The organism is Bacillus zhangzhouensis, assembly GCF_000715205.1.
In the GTDB taxonomy this organism is placed as follows: domain Bacteria; phylum Bacillota; class Bacilli; order Bacillales; family Bacillaceae; genus Bacillus; species Bacillus zhangzhouensis.
This window is the reverse complement of record NZ_JOTP01000003.1, coordinates 24,796-42,910: the sequence shown is the minus strand read 5'-3', so window position 1 is coordinate 42,910 and position 18,115 is coordinate 24,796. Positions and strand designations below refer to the sequence as shown.

General features: G+C 44.0%; 14 protein-coding genes. 4 read left to right on the top strand and 10 right to left on the bottom strand.

The genetic code is table 11. From position 1 onward, the window contains the following. Positions 1 to 131: 131 nt before the first annotated feature. The 5 genes from BA70_RS03465 to BA70_RS03445 all read right to left on the bottom strand — a co-directional run bounded on the left by BA70_RS03465 (position 132) and on the right by BA70_RS03445 (position 6,686). Entirely contained in the window at positions 132 to 1,274 is a 1,143-nt protein-coding gene (locus BA70_RS03465; RefSeq protein WP_034318242.1) for an acyl-CoA dehydrogenase, read from the bottom strand. Between the two features lie 16 nt (positions 1,275 to 1,290). Continuing rightward, a complete protein-coding gene (locus tag BA70_RS03460; protein WP_034318239.1) occupies positions 1,291 to 2,403 on the bottom strand; it encodes an acyl-CoA dehydrogenase family protein in 1,113 nt (370 codons plus the stop codon). Positions 2,404 to 2,414: 11 nt separating this feature from the next. Next, a complete protein-coding gene (locus BA70_RS03455) occupies positions 2,415 to 3,278 on the bottom strand; it encodes a 3-hydroxybutyryl-CoA dehydrogenase (RefSeq protein WP_034318237.1) in 864 nt (287 codons plus the stop codon). 19 nt (positions 3,279 to 3,297) lie between these two features. Next, complete coding sequence (locus BA70_RS03450) at positions 3,298 to 4,473, bottom strand: acetyl-CoA C-acetyltransferase (RefSeq protein ID WP_034318235.1); 1,176 nt, start codon at positions 4,471 to 4,473, stop codon at positions 3,298 to 3,300. A gap of 101 nt (positions 4,474 to 4,574) precedes the next feature. Further along, on the bottom strand, positions 4,575 to 6,686 hold the full coding sequence (locus BA70_RS03445; protein ID WP_034318232.1) for a heterodisulfide reductase-related iron-sulfur binding cluster: 2,112 nt from the start codon (positions 6,684 to 6,686) through the stop codon (positions 4,575 to 4,577). 143 nt (positions 6,687 to 6,829) lie between these two features. Here BA70_RS03445 and cls (BA70_RS03440) point away from each other — a divergent pair, with 143 nt between their 5' ends. The 3 genes from cls (BA70_RS03440) (at position 6,830) to BA70_RS03430 (ending at position 9,362) form a co-directional block, all read left to right on the top strand. Continuing rightward, positions 6,830 to 8,026, top strand: a complete 1,197-nt coding sequence (gene cls / locus BA70_RS03440) for a cardiolipin synthase (RefSeq protein WP_034318229.1) — start codon at positions 6,830 to 6,832, stop codon at positions 8,024 to 8,026. Positions 8,027 to 8,038: 12 nt separating this feature from the next. Next, positions 8,039 to 9,001 carry a UV DNA damage repair endonuclease UvsE gene (uvsE, locus tag BA70_RS03435; RefSeq protein ID WP_034318226.1) on the top strand — a complete coding sequence of 321 codons (963 nt, stop codon included), beginning with the start codon at positions 8,039 to 8,041 and terminating at the stop codon, positions 8,999 to 9,001. Between the two features lie 73 nt (positions 9,002 to 9,074). Beyond that, on the top strand, positions 9,075 to 9,362 hold the full coding sequence (locus tag BA70_RS03430) for a hypothetical protein (protein WP_051691107.1): 288 nt from the start codon (positions 9,075 to 9,077) through the stop codon (positions 9,360 to 9,362). Between the two features lie 152 nt (positions 9,363 to 9,514). Here BA70_RS03430 and BA70_RS03425 read toward each other — a convergent pair whose 3' ends face one another. The 3 genes from BA70_RS03425 to cls (BA70_RS03415) form a co-directional block, all read right to left on the bottom strand. Beyond that, positions 9,515 to 10,513 (bottom strand): S66 family peptidase, encoded by a 999-nt coding sequence (locus tag BA70_RS03425; protein WP_034318223.1) that lies wholly within the window; start codon positions 10,511 to 10,513, stop codon positions 9,515 to 9,517. A gap of 435 nt (positions 10,514 to 10,948) precedes the next feature. Beyond that, positions 10,949 to 12,664, bottom strand: a complete 1,716-nt coding sequence (locus BA70_RS03420; RefSeq protein WP_034318716.1) for an ABC transporter ATP-binding protein — start codon at positions 12,662 to 12,664, stop codon at positions 10,949 to 10,951. Positions 12,665 to 12,769: 105 nt separating this feature from the next. Next, the gene (gene cls / locus BA70_RS03415; protein ID WP_034318713.1) at positions 12,770 to 14,272 is read right to left on the bottom strand and encodes a cardiolipin synthase; all 1,503 of its coding nucleotides are present in this window, start codon (positions 14,270 to 14,272) and stop codon (positions 12,770 to 12,772) included. Positions 14,273 to 14,429: 157 nt separating this feature from the next. On the opposite strand from cls (BA70_RS03415), the gene BA70_RS03410 reads away from it, so the two are divergent. Further along, the gene (locus BA70_RS03410; protein ID WP_034318221.1) at positions 14,430 to 15,401 is read left to right on the top strand and encodes a S66 family peptidase; all 972 of its coding nucleotides are present in this window, start codon (positions 14,430 to 14,432) and stop codon (positions 15,399 to 15,401) included. A gap of 407 nt (positions 15,402 to 15,808) precedes the next feature. Here the strand turns inward: BA70_RS03410 and argS are convergent, their stop codons facing one another. Beyond that, a complete protein-coding gene (gene argS / locus BA70_RS03405) occupies positions 15,809 to 17,482 on the bottom strand; it encodes an arginine--tRNA ligase (protein WP_034318219.1) in 1,674 nt (557 codons plus the stop codon). After that, entirely contained in the window at positions 17,479 to 17,901 is a 423-nt protein-coding gene (locus BA70_RS03400) for a YwiB family protein (RefSeq protein ID WP_034318216.1), read from the bottom strand. Before BA70_RS03400 ends, argS begins: the two co-directional genes overlap by 4 nt. Positions 17,902 to 18,115: the final 214 nt, after the last annotated feature.

Genomic DNA, 18,115 nt, shown 5'->3' with positions numbered 1-18,115 from the left:
TATATTTTTCCCAATTTTAACATAATGCCATGATGATATGGATCAATATTGGAAATTGCCTCAAATTCGAAAAATGATTGAAACAAAACCAAAACAGACCACCTCACGTTCAGGTGGTCTTTGCTTTTTTTCTACATATCTAGCAGTTTCCGTGAGATGACCAGCCGCTGGATTTCCTGTGTTCCTTCGTAAATTTGAGTGATTTTCGCATCACGCATGTATCGTTCGACTGGGTAATCCTTTGTATAGCCGTACCCGCCGAAGATTTGAACCGCTTCTGTCGTGACCTTCATGGCTGTATCACCAGCAAAGAGCTTGGACATGGCTGATTCCTTTCCATACGGAAGCCCTTTCGTTTCAAGCCATGCTGCCTGGTACGTGAGCAGTCTCGACGCCTCGATCGCTGTCGCCATATCGGCTAGCTTAAAAGCGATCCCTTGCTGCTGAATGATCGGTTTCCCAAATTGCTTGCGCTCCTTTGCATAATTGACCGCCGCATCAAGAGCACCTTGGGCGATCCCTACAGCCTGTGCAGCAATGCCGTTTCTGCCGCCATCGAGCGTCATCATGGCTATTTTAAATCCTTCTCCTTCTTTGCCGAGCCGGTTCCTTTCATGAATGCGACAATCTTCAAATATGATTTCAGTTGTTGGCGATGAGCGTATGCCCAGCTTGCTTTCTTTTTTACCTATCGAGAAGCCCGGTGTCTCTTTTTCTACAATAAAGGCGGTTGTATTTCGAGATGTAGCTTCTTGGTCAGTCACGGCAAACACAATATAATAATCCGCAATGCTTCCATTTGTTATAAAGATTTTCGCACCATTCAGGACGTATTCACTACCCGCTTTCACTGCTGTTGTCTTCATTCCGCCTGCATCAGAACCGGAGCCGCTTTCAGTAAGTGCGTATGCACCTATCTTCTGTCCCTCTGCAAGCGGCTTTAAATAGGTCTCCTTTTGCTCATCTGTCCCGAAGGTATAGATTGGCCATGAGGCGAGAGATGTATGAGCAGACAGGGTAACGCCCGTAGAGGCGCACACTCTTGAGAGCTCCTCAACCGCTATGACATAGGCTAAATAGTCACTGCCGATCCCGCCAACCTCTTCCGGCCAAGGTATGCCCGTTAAACCGAGCTCCGCCATCTGGCGAAAAATAGCTGGATCATAGGTTTCTGTCTCATCCCGCTCTGCTGCTGTTGGCTCCACTTCATTTCTCGCAAAATCTCTCACCATTTTTTGTATCATTTCATGTTCATCACTTAATTGGAACTGCATCATGAGCCACCTCATTTCATATTAGCTGTTTACAAATGACCAGCCTTTGAATTTCACTTGTTCCTTCATAGATTTCACAAATTTTCGCATCACGAAAATAGCGTTCTGCGTGATATCGATTGGTATAACCGTCCATGCCTAGCAAATGGATGGCTTCTGTACTGATCTCAACCGCCGTTTTTGAAGCAAATAACTTTGCCATCGACGCTTCCTTTGTGACTGGGCGATTTGCCTCTTTATAAGAAGCTGCTTGATAGACGAGCAACTTGGCCGCTTCAAGCTTCGCCGCCAAATCGCCTAACCGAATGGTCGTTTCAAGACCGGCTGGATGCTGCTTTAAATAAGTCACTGCCTCCGTTAATGCGGCTTCTGCAATACCAAGGCTTTGGGCCGCGATACCGATTCTCCCCGCATTTAAGCTAGACATGGCCATTCGAAAGCCCTCTCCTTCCGCACCGAGCAGCTGCTCCTTCGGAATTCGCACGCCATCAAAATGAAGCGTCACTGTTTTTGATCCGTGCAGCCCCATCTTCTTCTCATCTTTTCCGATCGTAAAACCCGGCGTATCTTTTTCGACAATGAACGCCGATATATTTTTTTTAGCAGAAGCAGGGTCTGTCACTGCAAATACAAGATACAGTTCTGCTTCCCCGCCGCTTGTGATAAAAATTTTCGTTCCATTTAACTCATAGTGGTCGTCTACCCGCTCTGCTCTTAGCTGAATACTAGAAGCATCTGAGCCAGCTGTTGGTTCAGTCAGGCAAAAGGCGCCCAGTTTCTGCCCAGACGCAAGCAGCGGAACATAGGATTCTTTTTGCTCGGTCGTACCAAAAGCCAAAATAGGCATCGTCACAACAGATGTATGAACGGACACAATGACACCGATGGTTGCACTCACTTTCGATAATTCATGAATCGCGATGATATACGTTGTAAAATCTGCCCCTAATCCTTGATACGCAGCTGGTATCGGAAGCCCTAGAAAGCCTTGACCTCCCATCTCAGCTAAAAGTGTTTTTGGAAACTGGCCTTGTTCCATGGCTTCTACTTCAGGGAATACATGCTGACGTGCAAATGATGCCACTTGTTCTCTCCAGAGACGCTGTTTTTCCGTTAGCATAACATCCATCTTGACTCCCCCTATGAGTGGTCGTGGTATGTGTAAAAACCTCTCTTTGTCTTTCTGCCAAGCCAGCCTGCGTTCACGTATTTTTTCAAAAGAGGACAAGGTCTATATTTGCTATCTCCAAGACCCTCGTGAAGGGTATTCATAATAAATAAACATGTATCCAGTCCGATTAAATCAGCGAGACGAAGCGGACCCATTGGGTGATTCATCCCAAGTGTCATGACACTGTCAATGCTTTCTGCATCTGCCACGCCTTCATAAAGGGTGTAGATGGCCTCATTGATCATCGGCATCAATATGCGATTTGATACAAAACCCGGAAAGTCCTCCACTTCAATTGGGGTTTTGTTTAATTTCTTCGCTGTTTCAAAAACGAATTGATACGTTTCGTCATTCGTTTGCAGTGCACGGATGACCTCAACCAGCTTCATCACAGGAACCGGATTCATAAAATGCATGCCAATGACCTGCTCTGGCCTTGTCGTAGCGGCTGCTAATTCGGTGATGGACAGGGAAGACGTATTGGTCGCAAATATCGTCTTCTCCTCTGCATATTGATCGAGAGTTTTAAAGATTTGTTTCTTAACACTCATTTGTTCAGATGCCGCTTCAATCACTAAATGTGCATGCTGTACGTCCTTTAAATCCGTGGAGACAGCAAGCCGCTGCGTAATATCACGGACTGCCTGATGTGCCAGCTTTCCTTTTTCCGCTCGTGTCGTCAGTTGTTTGGCCATGGAGGAAATCGCTCTATGAATCTGCTCTTCTTGTGCATCATGGAGTAGGACTGTGTAGCCTGACTGAGCAAATATTTGGGCAATGCCTGATCCCATTTGACCAGCCCCGACGACCATGACGGTCTCTTCTGTACTCATGACAATAAACGCCTCCCTTTTAATCCACCTTGATCATGATGGCATCTCCTTGACCGCCCCCACTGCAAATCGCCGCGATGCCAATGCCGCCGCCTCTTTGTCTGAGTGCATGAATCAAGGTCAGTATGATACGTGTTCCGCTTGCCCCAATCGGGTGACCGAGCGCGACTGCTCCTCCGTTGACATTCATTTTCCGCCGGTCCAGCCCGAGTATTTTTTCGCATGCCAGAGCCACTACTGAAAAAGCCTCATTGATTTCAAACAAATCGATATCCTCTAAACGCTTTCCTGTTTTCTGTATCAATTTTTCGATCGCAAAGGCTGGTGTTTTTGGAAAGTCCTTTGCCTCTACTGCTACCTGTGTATGTCCAAGCACGACAGCCATTGGTTTTTCGCCATGCTGCTTAGCATATGTGTCTTTCATTAGAAGAAGCGCACTTGCTCCGTCATTGACACCTGGTGCGTTCCCAGCAGTAATGGTACCGGTCTGATCAAAAACAGGCATGAGCTTTGATAACCTTTCATAAGACGTATCACGCCGCGGGGATTCATCTTCTGTGATCAGCTGATCCCCTTTTTTCGTCTTGACGGTGACTGGGGTGATTTCATTTTTAAAAAAGCCACTTTTTTGAGCTTCAATGGCTCGCTCATGGCTTCTTAGCGCCCAAAGGTCTTGCTCTTCTCGGGTGATGCCGAGCTCCTTCGCTGTCATGCTTCCATATTCGCCCATATGAACACCTGTAAACGAACAGGTTAATCCATCTAAAATCATCGCATCTTGCACTGCACCATCTCCCATTTTGTAGCCCCATCGCGCTTTTTTTAGAAGATAAGGGGTATGAGACATGGATTCCATACCGCCCGCCACTATGACCTCTACATCTCCTGCTCGAATCATTTGATCTGCTGTGCTAACACTGCGCATGCCAGATGCACAGACTTTATTGATGGTTTGTGTCGGAACCGACCATGGAAGATCAGCATATCTAGCTGCTTGCCTAGAAGGGATCTGACCTTGGCCTCCTTGAAGAACACTTCCCATGATGACCTCATCCACCTTATGAGAACTTGAGGCTCTGTCCAGCGTAGCCTTGATTGCCATTCCGCCTAATTCTGCGGCAGTTAAACCACTTAAAGATCCGCCCAGTTTTCCAAATGGTGTTCTCGCACCAGATACAATGACTGTCGTGCTCATGTATTCCCCTCCTATTTGTTACCGCTTACATTTTAGTCAGGCAGCTGATGAACAGTGCCATGTTTAGGCCGATGAACATCATATTCATCGGCCTGTCACCCTTACGAAGCCTGCGTTTTAGCCTCGCCAAACACTGATTTTTCAAGAAGTTCTGCGACATCAAATGTGCCGACCTGCTCCTCTACTTCTTTCGCTTTTGTTCCATCTCCGAGCATGGTTAAACAATAAGGACATCCTGAGCTGATAATGGATGGCTGCAGCTGTAAGGCCTGCTCCGTTCGTGCTGTGTTAATCCGCGTACCTGTCTCTTCTTCCATCCACATTAAGCCTCCGCCTGCACCGCAGCACATACCGGTTTCACGATTGCGCTCCATTTCTTTCAGCGTCACACCAGGAATGGCTTTTAAAATGTCTCTTGGCGGGTCATACACCTCGTTATATCTACCCAGATAGCAAGAATCGTGGAAGGTAATCACCTCGTTCACTTCATGTACAGGTGTTAATTTCCCTTCTTTCACTAGCTCTGCCAGTAATTCTGTATGATGGTATACTTCTGCCTCAAGCCCGAAGTCTGGGTATTCATTTTTAAATAAATTGTAGGCGTGCGGATCAATCGTGACGATCTTTGTCACGCCGTTTTTCTGAAATTCTTCAATGTTCTTTGTAGCTAGCTCTTGGAACAAAAATTCGTTCCCAAGTCTTCTTGGTGTATCGCCTGAGTTTTTCTCTTTATTGCCTAGGATGGCAAAGGAGACCCCTGCTTCATTGAGCAGTTTTGAAAAGGCAAGCGCAATCTTTTGGCTTCTATTGTCATATGCCCCCATCGAACCAACCCAGAATAAATAATCAAAGGTCTGATCTGATTTTTTCAGCTCTTTCACTGTCGGCACATGCACATCTTCTCTAAGTTCACGCCAATTTTCTCTTTCTTTCCGGTTCAATCCCCATGGGTTTCCTTGGCGCTCAATGCTTGTCATGGCACGCTGTGCATCTGCGTCCATTTTTCCTTCTGTCAGCACGAGATATCTGCGCATATCAATAATTTTGTCGACGTGTTCATTCATGACAGGGCATTGATCTTCACAGTTTCGGCACGTTGTGCATGCCCAGATTTCTTCTTCTGTAATGACCTCACCAATGAGAGAAGGATGATACATGGTGCTGGCAGCCGATTCTTCCGCTCCAGCTCCTCTCGCCTGCATCGCAAGCTGGTTCCCTGTTGTCTGCTTGAAGGCAAGCTGCGGGACCCACGGTGTCTTTGATGTAATGGCGGCCCCTTTATTTGTTAAATGATCTCTTAATCTTAAGATCAAATCCATTGGAGAAAGCATCTTTCCTGTCCCTGTTGCGGGGCACATATTCGTACAGCGCCCACATTCCACACAGGCGTAAAGGTCAATCAGCTGAGACTGACGGAAATCTTCAATTTTCCCAACACCAAAGGTCTCTTGCGTCTCATCTTCAAAATCAATTTTTTGCAGCTTGCCTGGCGGGTCCAATCTGCTGACAAATACATTCACTGGCCCTGCAATTAGATGAGCATGCTTAGATTGCGGGACGTACACTAAGAACGTCAGCAAAATCAGGAGATGCACCCACCATGCGACATAAAAAACAATCGTTGCCGCCAGAGGCGAGAGCCCGCCCAGCAAGAACGCAATGCCTGAAGCAATTGGTTCAGTTGGTGATAGAGAGTGTCCATGCCAGATGATGTTCATGCCGTTCCCTAATAATACTGTCAGCATCAAGCCGCCAATAAACAGCAGCACAAGACCTGATTTAAAGCCTCTTTTTAAACGGACAAGCTTCTCCACATATCTTCTATGGAAAGCCCAAACAACCGCCAATAAAATCAGAAGTGTGACGACCTCTTGGAAGAATGTAAAGACGCCGTACAGCGGACCTAACGGGAGCCCGCTATCTGGGACAAGTCCCTTCATAATAAAATCAAGGGCTCCGAACTGAACAAGAATAAATCCATAGAAAAACAGCACATGAATGATGCCGCTCTTTTTGTCCTTTAACAGCTTCTTTTGCCCAAACACATTGACCCAAACACGCTCTAAGCGTTTCTTCATGTCTTGTTGAAACTCTTCTTTTTTGCCAAGACGAATATACGCCGCTCGTGTACGAATGAGATAAATAAACAAATACACAGCGTAAGCGGTCACCGCCGCAAAAGCGATCAAGTTAATCATTAAAAGGCTATTCATCTTGCTCCCCCTTTCATTCCCCACAACCCACTTTGTTCCGTTTCCATGTTGTACCTCTATCATAAATAATGAATGAGTATTCAGTCAATATTTTTTGCGCGTTTGGGTACACTATTGAAATATGCAAAAAAGGAGGAACCTTCATGATCGCATTGATCATCCTACTCGTACTCATCGCAATCGTACTACTCGTGATGTTGGACCTTTATACAGCAAAGAAATATTTTTCGACCCATGCTTTCGAACGAACCTTTGATCAAACAAGCGGCGATGCAGCCTTTTATCATGATGGCGAACCACTTTTTGATCAGCTGCTCACGGATATTCATCATGCCTCTTCTTCTATTCATATGATGTTCTTTATTGTAAAGAACGACGATATTGGACAAAGGATCTTACAAGCATTGAAAACCAAAGCGGAACAAGGGGTTTCAGTCTTTTTGCTGACAGATCGATTAGGGTCCTATCCGTTTGATCAAAAGTCAATTGACATGCTAGAAAAAAGCGGCATCCAATTTTACTTTTTAAATAAACCTCGTTTCCCTTTTTTAATTTATCGGTTAAACATGAGGAATCATCGTAAGATCACCGTGATTGATGGGAAGATCGGCTATATTGGCGGGTTTAATATCGGTGATGAATATGTAGGGAAAAAGGGGCGATTTGGTATTTGGAAGGATTATCACCTGCGAATGACAGGACAGGTTGTCGCAGACCTTCAGCATGTGTTCCTCAATGATTTGTACCGGTCATCAGGCATTCATCAGCTGCAATACGAGGTTTTCCCTGCACTGGAACCGGGAACTTTACAATGCACTACACGTGCGACTGCTGGCTTTTCTTTAGAAGCTTTATTTCTTCGTGATATTCAGCAGGCTAGGCAGCAGATCACCATCTGTACGCCTTATTTTATTCCATCAGCCCCTCTTCTCAAGGCCCTGCTTGAGGCGAGAACGCGAGGCGTCACTGTGGAAATCATCATCCCCATGAAGGCAGATCATCCTCTTGTGAAAGAAGCTGGATTTCATTATTTGAAGGATCTGATTGCCTCTGGCTGTCTTGTGTATCGTTTTTATAAAGGGTTTTATCATTCCAAAGCGATTCTCATTGATCACAGTCGGTGCATCATCAGTACGGCGAATTTTGATAAACGAAGCTTGTTTTTAAACGAGGAAGTAGATGTGGCCATTGATGATGCAGCCTTTACTGCACACGTGGAGGAAAAGATTCGTGAACACATTGAAGTGTCTGAGCTCATGACAGAAGAGAAATTTAAACAGCGCCCGCTTTTCACACGGCCGCTTGAGTGGGTAGGCGCCATGTTCTCGTATTTTTTATAAAGGAGATGACATATGCGTTATCGATTTGGTTATGTATCCAATGCCGTCACCCTGTGGGAAGCTTCTCCTGCCAAGTCGCTGACCTTTGCAAGATACAGCAAGCTCTCAAAGGAAGAAAGAGAAGAGTCTTTATTGCGAACTACGAAGGCCAATCTCGTCAATACATTAAGAACACTTTATTTTGCGATTGCTCATGACATTCCGCTTTACCGTTTTTCTAGCTCGATTGTTCCGCTGGCAACCCATCCTGAGGTTCGCTGGGACTTTGTGACACCCTTTCGCAAGGAATTTCTTGAGATCGGTCAATTGGTCAAACGCCACGGGTTACGAGTTAGCTTTCATCCCAATCAATTCACCTTATTTACAAGCCCAAAGCCCTCAATTACAGAGAATGCCGTGATCGATATGACGTATCATTATCAGATGCTTGAGGCGATGAAGCTCGAAAAGGAAGGCTATATGAATATTCATGTGGGCGGTGCTTATGGAGATAAGGCATCGGCACTTCACCGCTTTGATGAAAATATAAAACAGCTTCCGGCTCATATCAAGGCGAGAATGACTCTTGAGAATGATGACAAAACGTATACGTCGTTAGAAACGCTCAGTGTATGCGAAAAGCACGGCATTCCGTTTGTTTTTGATTACCATCATCATGTGGCAAACAAAGATGACGATGTCGCACTTGATGACATCCTGCCAAGAACGTTCGACACCTGGATCAACACTGGCATTCCGCCTAAAATCCATTTGTCCTCACCAAAATCAGAAAAGGCCATACGCAGCCATGCCGATGGTGTGGATATGTCCTTTGTCTTACCGCTTTTTCAAGCATTAAAGCCGTATGGACGCGATGTGGATTTTATGATTGAGGCGAAGCTAAAGGATCAAGCCCTGCTCCGTCTTGTCGAAGAGCTGTCTGCAATGAGAGGGAATCGGCGAACGGGCGGAGGAACCATTGAGTGGAAATCATAGAGAAAGGTTTATCCCTATGCAAACAGGGGTAAAAAAGCTATTGTGAGAAAGTTATTAACAGGAGGATATGAAGATGTCTCAAATCTATTCAATCCAAATCGCTGCGAAAGCATTGAATTTACATAAGCTTATTTCTCTATATGAAAAGTGCCATCAGGCTCAGCATCGTTTATATGTGTATTCTAAAAAAACAATGTGCAACATTAAAAACATCGTAGAGCTTGAAACCTTCAGGCTCACTCATTTAGAGTCAGACTACTTAATTGTAGTAGAGGGAAAAAAGGCACAAGATCTCCTTCAACCATTTGAAAAAGAGGGGTTTCATAAAAGAGCAGCCCCTGGGCTACTATCAGATGATTAACAAAAGGGCTAAAATGATCTTTATTTTAGCCCTTTGTCTTCTTTTCAGCGTGATAGAAAACCTGAGCGATTTGACATTCGTGAGCACCGGAGCGCAGGACTGACACCGAATGCCTGTCTACACGCTGAGAGCAGCCCTTGGGCTGCTCTTCTTTATATCCACTCTTCTGTCAGCCAAACTTGCGTTGCAGCTGCATCCATTTTCACTCGTGTCCCTATTGGCATGGTGAGCATCGGGTGTGTATGAGCACAGTCAAAATCAGCGATGAGCGGTCTCTTTGTATCTCCGAGCACCTCAAGTAAAATATCGTGCGGTTTCTTGCCCGTTCCTTCATCATCAAATAGCTCATGTTTCCCTAAGAGGATACCTGATACTTGTTCAAACACACCATTTACCTTCAAAAGAGAGAAGTTTTTTTCTACAACCGAAGCAGTTTTCATACAATCTTCAATCAGGAGGATGTCTCCCTTCTGAATCGTGGGCATGAACTCACTCCCCCATATGCCATACATGGCATTTAGGTTCCCCCCGATCAGTCTGCCTTCTGCCTGTCCCTCTATGACGCACAGCCAATCGTTTGGACGCTTTTCTTTGTCACAGGTCTTCTCTTCCCAGTTGACCCCTTCATCTGTCCAAAAAGGTGGCTTTTCCACCTGATATGGAATGGTCTGCGGGTGCATCAGGATGTCCTCAAACGACTGATATGTAAGGGTGACGAACGGTTCAAACTCTCCAAAAGATGGGACAAGCGCCGGTCCGTAGAAAACAGGCAGACCCGTTTTTTCATAGGCCGCTAAAAGAATGGCCGTCGCGTCTGAATAACCGATCAGGATCTTCGGATGTTTGTTCAGCAGCTCAAAATCAAGATAAGGCAGCAAACTATTCGAATTCGTCCCGCCAATCATCGACATCACGCAGGCCAAATCGTCTCTAGCCAACAGTTCATTCAGCTCATCTGCTCGTTTTTGAATTGTACCTGAACGGTAATGATCTTCCTTCCCTGTTAAAGAACCTGGTTCAACAATGAATCCTTTGTGCTCAAGCCATTCCTTCGCCCGCTGATACCTAAGAGGCGAGGTTGCTGATGCAGGGCTTGACGGAGAAAAAATGCCGATCCTATCGCCCTTCTGTAAACGCCGAAGCCCCTTCATTCCATCAGATCCTTCCTACACGAGTTTTTACTATCCTAACAAAAAAAGCCCTATTTCAAAAGGGTAACTTGATCGTTCATTGATCACACTCTACCTTCGAGTAAAAATATGAAGTAAGTTATAGTGAGAACTAATGAGAGTCTTTTCAAAAGAATAGCTTAAGAAGTCCAAATGATATGAGAGCAAAACAAATGGTCAACGTCGCAAATATATTTTTTTACTCAGAGAACTGCCTATTGCATTTACTCCAATATTGATGCCAAACAAAATAATACCGATAAAAAAAATACTGGATTGATTCCAGCTGGAATGATCAAAAACCAATAAGAGTCACGTAGTGAACGCTTTTCATCATGATTGTTTTTGTTTTTGAGTTATAGCAGCACGTCAAAAATGAGTCCAACTCAATAGCTGGACTCATTCTGGGCTTTCTCCTTAATGACCAAACTGCGCTTCATGCAGTCTGCTGTATACGCCGCCCATTTGGATTAAGTCTTGGTGGCGGCCTTGTTCTTGGATGCCTTCCTCCGTCACGACGATGATACGGTCTGCGTGTTTGATCGTCGCAAGCCGGTGAGCAATGACCAGTGTTGTTCTGCCGACAGCCAGTTCGCTCAGTGCATCCTGTATTGCTTTTTCTGTTTCTGTATCAAGTGCTGACGTGGCTTCATCTAAAATAAGAATGGAAGGGTTTTTCAGAAACATCCGTGCAATCGACAAACGCTGCTTTTGTCCGCCTGACAATTTGACGCCCCGTTCGCCAATGACGGTATTTAACCCTTCTGGGAAACGCTGAACGAGTTCTTCTAAATGCGCACGTCGTACGGCCTCCCAAATCTCTGCATCATTCGCTTCTAAGTTCCCGTACGCAATGTTTTCACGAATGGTGCCTGAGAATAAAAAGACATCCTGCTGCACAATACCGATCTGCTGCCTTAAAGAAGACAATGTCATCGACTTTGTGCTTATACCATCAATCGTGATCTCCCCTTCATCCACATCATAAAAACGAGGCAGCAGACTGCAAATTGTTGATTTCCCCGCTCCTGAAGGGCCGACAAACGCAACCGTCTCTCCTTGTTTGATCTTTAAATCGATATTCTTTAACACATGACTGTGTTCATCGTAGCCAAATGTTACGTTTCGATATTCAATTTCACCTTTCAATCCGTGTACATCACGTGCTCCCTCTGTATCCTTCACATCCGGCTCTGTGTCTAGCAAATCGACATAGCTTTTAAAGCCCGCAATGCCTTTCGGATACATTTCAATGACCGTGTTGATTTTATCAATCGGTCTAAATAAAACATTTGTGATCAGAACAAATGCGATAAAGCCACCCGCCGTTAATTGACCTTGCAGGACAAACCATGTACCTGCGAGAAGGACAAACAGTGTCACAAGACGTGTGAGAATATAGCTGATCGATCCATTGACCGACATAATTTTATAAGAAAGAAGCTTCGCCTTACGAAAACGGTTGTTGTTTTCCGCAAAGCGCTTTTTCTCGAAATGTTCATTGGCAAAAGCTTGAACAAGACGAATGCCCCCGATATTGTTTTCAACCCTTGCATGAAAGTCTCCAATATCATTGTTCAGCTGTGTAATGGCCTTCGTCATCTTCTTATTAAAATAAAGCGCCAGCCAGATGATGACAGGCATGATGAGGAAGGTTAAAATGGCAAGCTGCCAGTTAATCATCAGCATGACAGCAAAGGCACCAAGAATCGTCATAATCGCAATAAACAAATCTTCAGGTCCATGATGCGCCACCTCTCCAATGTACATGAGGTCATTTGTCATTCGTGACATGAGCTTACCCGTTTTGTTGTTGTCAAAGAATTTAAATGACAGACGCTGAAAGTGATCAAATAGCTTCTTCCTCATATCTGTTTCAATATTGATGCCTAGCATGTGCCCCCAGTACGACACAATGAATTGCATAACCGAGCTGATTGCATAAATGACAAACAGCGCAAGTGCCGTCCAAACAATGATTGTCCAGTTCCCTGTTGGCAACAATGTATCAATGAAGTAGTTCACGATAAGCGGGAAACCCAGTTCCATCAATCCAACGGCGACAGCGCAAAAGAAATCTAAAAAGAACAGACCTCGATAGGGCCTGTAATAGGCGAAAAAGCGTTTTAGCATATGTAAAAGAACCTCATTTCCTCTATAATTGATAATCATTTTCAATTATAGAGGAATCCTCATGAAAATACTAGATTAGGAAATGATTTCTTTGACTAGAAATCCTCATAGAACGCCAGAAAACAACCGAGCAAATGATTCCTTTAATCGCTCTTTTAAGCCTCTTTTATAAAAATGAACGGGTCCCATTTGCTCACATTCCTTCATATCTTCCTCATAATGGGCTATCAATTGCTCGATTGGCTTCTTCGCGGCTGTAAAGACATTGACCTCAAAATTGAGCTGAAAGCTTCTCATATCCACATTGGCGGTACCGACAGAGGCAAGTTCCCCATCTGCGATCATGACCTTTTGATGCATGAAGCCTTTTTGATAGTGATATACCTTGATGCCCTCTTTTAGGAGCTCAGAAAAATAGGATCGTGTGGCGTATTGTGTGAGAAAGCCATCATTGATCTCCGGAACCATCACCCGGACATCCACCCCTCTTGTCGCAGCAATTTTCAATGCCGTACGAAGGGATTCATTTGGGACAAAATAAGGTGTAGCAATCCAGACAAATTGTTTCGCATTTGAGATGAGTGCATCATATAAATCACTCATACTTTCTTTCATATCAGGTCCAGTTGGTACAACCTGAATGACATCCTCTCCCGTCACAGGATGCGGCGTATGATATTTCGGATCATCAATTAATACTTCATCTGATACATACTCCCAGTCGAGCATAAAAACAGAGTGAAGGGTTTGAACAGCCTCACCCTTTAACATCGTATGCGTATCACGCCAAAAACCGATATTTTCATCACGTCCGACATATTCTTTTCCGACATTTAACCCGCCGACAAATCCTGTCTTCCCATCAATGATCACGATTTTTCGGTGATTGCGGAAATTGATTTTTTGATTAAAGAAACCATATTTTAAAGGCAGAAATGGAGCGACCTTGACTCCTGCCTGCTTCAATCGTTTAATATCTTTTCGAGAGAAGCGAATACTGCCTGCCGCATCATAGATGAAGCGAACCTCTACCCCTTCTTTCACTTTTTCAATCAGAATCTCCATCATTTGGTGACCGAGAAAATCAGATTTAAACATGTAATATTCAATATGAATGAACGTTTTTGCCTTTTTCAACTCTTCAAAAATCCGAGGAAAGGTTTCCTCCCCATTCTTTAAAATCTCCATATCACTATTTGTATTCACATGCATTCCTGTCGCTTTTTCTGTGTAATGAAAAAAAGCACGCTGATTCTCGGTTAAACGTGTTTCATCCGGCTTGCTCTCAAGCTCAGATATTCTACGTAACTTTTCACGGTTATACATTCTCTTCGATTTGAACAAATGACCTTTTACGTAGAGCTGCCCCGAGAATAAATAAAACATATAGCCTATGATCGGGAAAAAGATCAGTACATATATCCATAACAATGTGTGCTGTGATGTCCGGTTCTCTAGCATGAGTGAGATGATACTAAATAAAATAATGGCGATATAACTAGCTGCGTAAAGCTGAAAGCCCCACGCTGGCACCGGCCACCAAAACACCACATATGCCCCGAATATCATGAAATATAAAAATAAAAATTCCAGTCTCCTCTTTTTCACATTCTCCGCCCTCATTCGTTTCTGTCTTTTTCTCTTCCATACCCTTTGCACAGCTTGTCTGAAACGCACGGTCCACTTCTTTCTTTTAGCTTTTACAGACTGGAGCGATTTGATCCGATATAATGGAGAAATATGTGAAGGAAAGGAAGATTTGTTTATGCACACACCATCTCCTTTAAAAAAAGGCGACCATATTCGGGTCATCGCCCCAAGCCGAAGTGCAAGCATCTTATCAGAAGAAGGAATGTCTCAAGCAAAAAAACATTTAGAGACTTTAGGGTTCACTGTCTCTTTTGGAAAACACGTGTTTGAATGTGATCTTCATTCTTCATCGTCCATTGAACACCGTGTATCTGATCTACATGAGGCGTTCTCAAATGATAAAGTCGACGGCATTTTGACTGCAATCGGCGGTTTCAATTGCAATGAGCTTTTGCCTTATATTGATTACGACTTGATCCGTCAGCATCCCAAAGTCCTTTGCGGCTACAGTGATATTACCGCACTCGCAAGCGCCATTACCGCAAGATGTGATGTGGTGACATACTCAGGTCCTCATTTCTCCAGCTTTCAAATGGAGCAGGGACAAGAGGAGCAGTCAGCCATGTTTCAAGCCTGCTTGATGAACGGCGGTGAGCCATTTGATGTGATCCCTTCTACAAAGTGGAGTGATGACGCGTGGTATCTCGATCAAACCAACCGGCAGTTTCATCCGACGAAATGGAAAATATATCAGGAGGGAACAGCTGAAGGCACCTTGTATGGCGGGAACCTTTGTACACTGAACTTACTGCAAGGGACATCGTTTATGCCTCATATTAAGGATGCCATCTTATTTGTTGAAGATGATGATTTGGTGTTCCCTGAAATGTTCGCCAGAGACCTCACCTCCCTCTTGCAGCATGCAGAATCAATCAAAGGATTGATCATCGGACGCTTTCAAAAGAAATCCGAGATGACAGAGGAACATATGAGATTCATCCTAGATAAGCATCCCATGCTCAAACACATCCCGGTGATATACGATGTAGATATAGGACATACACAGCCTGTATTCACCTTACCGATTGGCGGAAGTGCGCAGCTAACGTGCAAAAACGGAGACGTTAAGCTGCGCATTTATTCATAAACAAAGCCAAAAAAGCACCCGAAAAACGAGGTGCTTTTTTCTATGCCATGATCTATTTTAGAAATTTTTTTAGAAAAAGTGATCCAAACCTTAATCCCCCTCGTTAAGTAGATGTCACAACGAAAAGAGAGGAGGCGAAAACATGTTTTCAGATGTCCTCAGCCAACTATTCGATTCTATTTCTAACATCATTAACACGCTTGGTTAAGCCAATTTTGCACACAGACTAAATGCTTTCCGAAGGGAGGTTACGCTCATGTTCTCTGATGTACTTAGCCAATTATTCGATTCTATCTCTAACATTATTAATACGCTTGGTTAATTTTCAAAACCCGCTTTCTCTAAAAGATAGCGGGTTTTTCATATAAAAAAGCCCCGCTCATACAGTAGAGCGGGGCTTTAATGCATTACATCTTTTCCGGTGCAGATACACCAATTAGTTTTAATGCGTTAGCTAGCGTAATTTGTGTTGCTTTCATGAGTGAAAGACGTGCTATCGTTTTTGTTTCGTTTTCTGCGTCAATGACCTTCTCGGCATTGTAGAAGCTGTGAAGGGCTGATGCAAGGTCATAAATATAGTTCGTCACGCGGTGCGGAATACGTTTTTCAGCTGCTTCTGCTACAACTTCTGGGAAGCTGCCAATGATTTTCAGAAGATCGTATTCTTTTTCCGATTGAATGTGAGAGAAATCTGCTTTCTCAAGGTTCGGCTCGTAGCCTTTTTCTTGACCTTGACGCAGCATGCTGCAAATTCTCGCATGCGCATATTGCGCATAGTAGACAGGGTTTTCGTTAGACGTAGAAATCGCTAAGTCTAGGTCAAAGTCCATATGTGTCGCCGCACTTCTCATCGCAAAGAAATAACGAGTAGCATCTAAGCCCACTTCTTCAATCAAGTCACGCATTGTGACGGCTTTACCTGTTCGTTTACTCATCTTCATCTTTTCACCGTTTTTGTATAGGTGAACGAGCTGAATGATTTCTACTTCAAGCTTGTCAGCAGGATATCCAAGGGCTTGGATGGCCGCTTTCATTCGAGGGATATAGCCATGATGGTCCGCTCCCCAAATGTTAATGAGCTGATCAAAGCCTCTGTCCAGTTTGTCCTTATGATATGCGATGTCTGGAAGCAAGTACGTGAAGCTACCGTCTTTTTTAATCAGTACACGGTCCTTGTCATCACCAAAATCAGTTGAACGCAGCCATGTTGCGCCATCTTCCTCAAAGATATAGCCTTTTTCACGAAGCGTTTGTAGCGCCGGTTCGATTTTGCCGTTTTCATATAAAGATGTTTCGGAATACCATACATCAAATGGAACACGGAAATTTTCAAGGTCTACACGTAATTTTTCTAATTCGTATTTTAATCCGTACTCACGGAAGAACTTCATGCGCTCTTCTTCTGAATCATGGACGAAGCGGTCACCAAATTCATCCGCAAGCTTTTGCCCGATGCCTTTGATGTCTTCTCCTCTGTAGCCGTCTTCAGGCATTTCTTTTTCAAGACCGAGTGCCTCAAAGTAACGTACTTCTACAGATAAAGCGAGGTTATTGATCTGATTCCCAGCATCGTTGATATAGTATTCACGGCTCACATTGAACCCTGCTTTATCAAGGATGTTGCAAAGAGAATCACCTACAGCTGCTCCGCGGGCATGTCCAAGGTGAAGATCACCTGTTGGGTTTGCTGAAACGAATTCGACTTGTACCTTCTGGCCACCGCCGGTATTCGTTTCGCCATATGCCTCTTTTGCCTCAAGGACAGCTGGGATGAGTTTTGTTAAATACTGATTGTTCATATAAAAGTTGATGAATCCTGGACCTGCGATATCCAGTTTTTCAATAGAAGCTTTCCCTTTGTCAAACGCATTGACAATGTCTTCTGCGATTTGACGAGGTGCTTTTTTCGCAATGCGGGCAAGCTGCATCGCCATGTTGGTGGAGTAATCACCGTGCGTTTTCTCTTTTGGCACTTCCAAAAGGACATCTGGCACCTGGCTTTCCTCGGCAAGACCTGCTTTGACGACTGCCGCAATGATTTCTTCTTTTAACGCATCTTTGACCTGTTCTGCGATATTCATGAACGTAAATCCTCCTTATACGAAATCGATAATGTATGTAAATGCTTTTGATCTTCACCTGTCAGCATATCGTACGTAATGTGTAGTAAACCCTTGTCCACATCGAGATCAATGCCATGTGTGTGCACATCGAGCTGAAGTGTACCGAATGGCATCGTGTAATGTGTCACGGTCGTTTCACCAATGAGAAAGCGCTGCTTCATTTGAACGGCACCTGATCTCATGACAAAAATTTCTTTTTCACTCATTTTCACAACGGTTTTTACTTGACCCATTTCATGTTCTTCATGGTAAGTGAGATACGTTTTGTCATTCTTCTCCTGATACGTTCCAGTTGTTCGGAATTCGATCGTTTCAGCCGGCTCCATCTCTGGTTTCATCACTGACTTTACATGAATTGAAATTTGGTTTTGTGTCATGTTGCACTTCCTTTGCTAAGACCCGTTTAACTAAAATAGTATACCATATTCACGATCGCCTATCATACCATCATTTCTCTTCTTCACTAGGATTAAACTTCGTTTTTGATCTTCTAGAATCACTTTAGAAAAAGAGGAAAATGAAACTGACCAATATAACGAGCACAGTCTTTAATCCCAAGTCCTTTCTCTTTATGAAATAAAATAGAGCTTG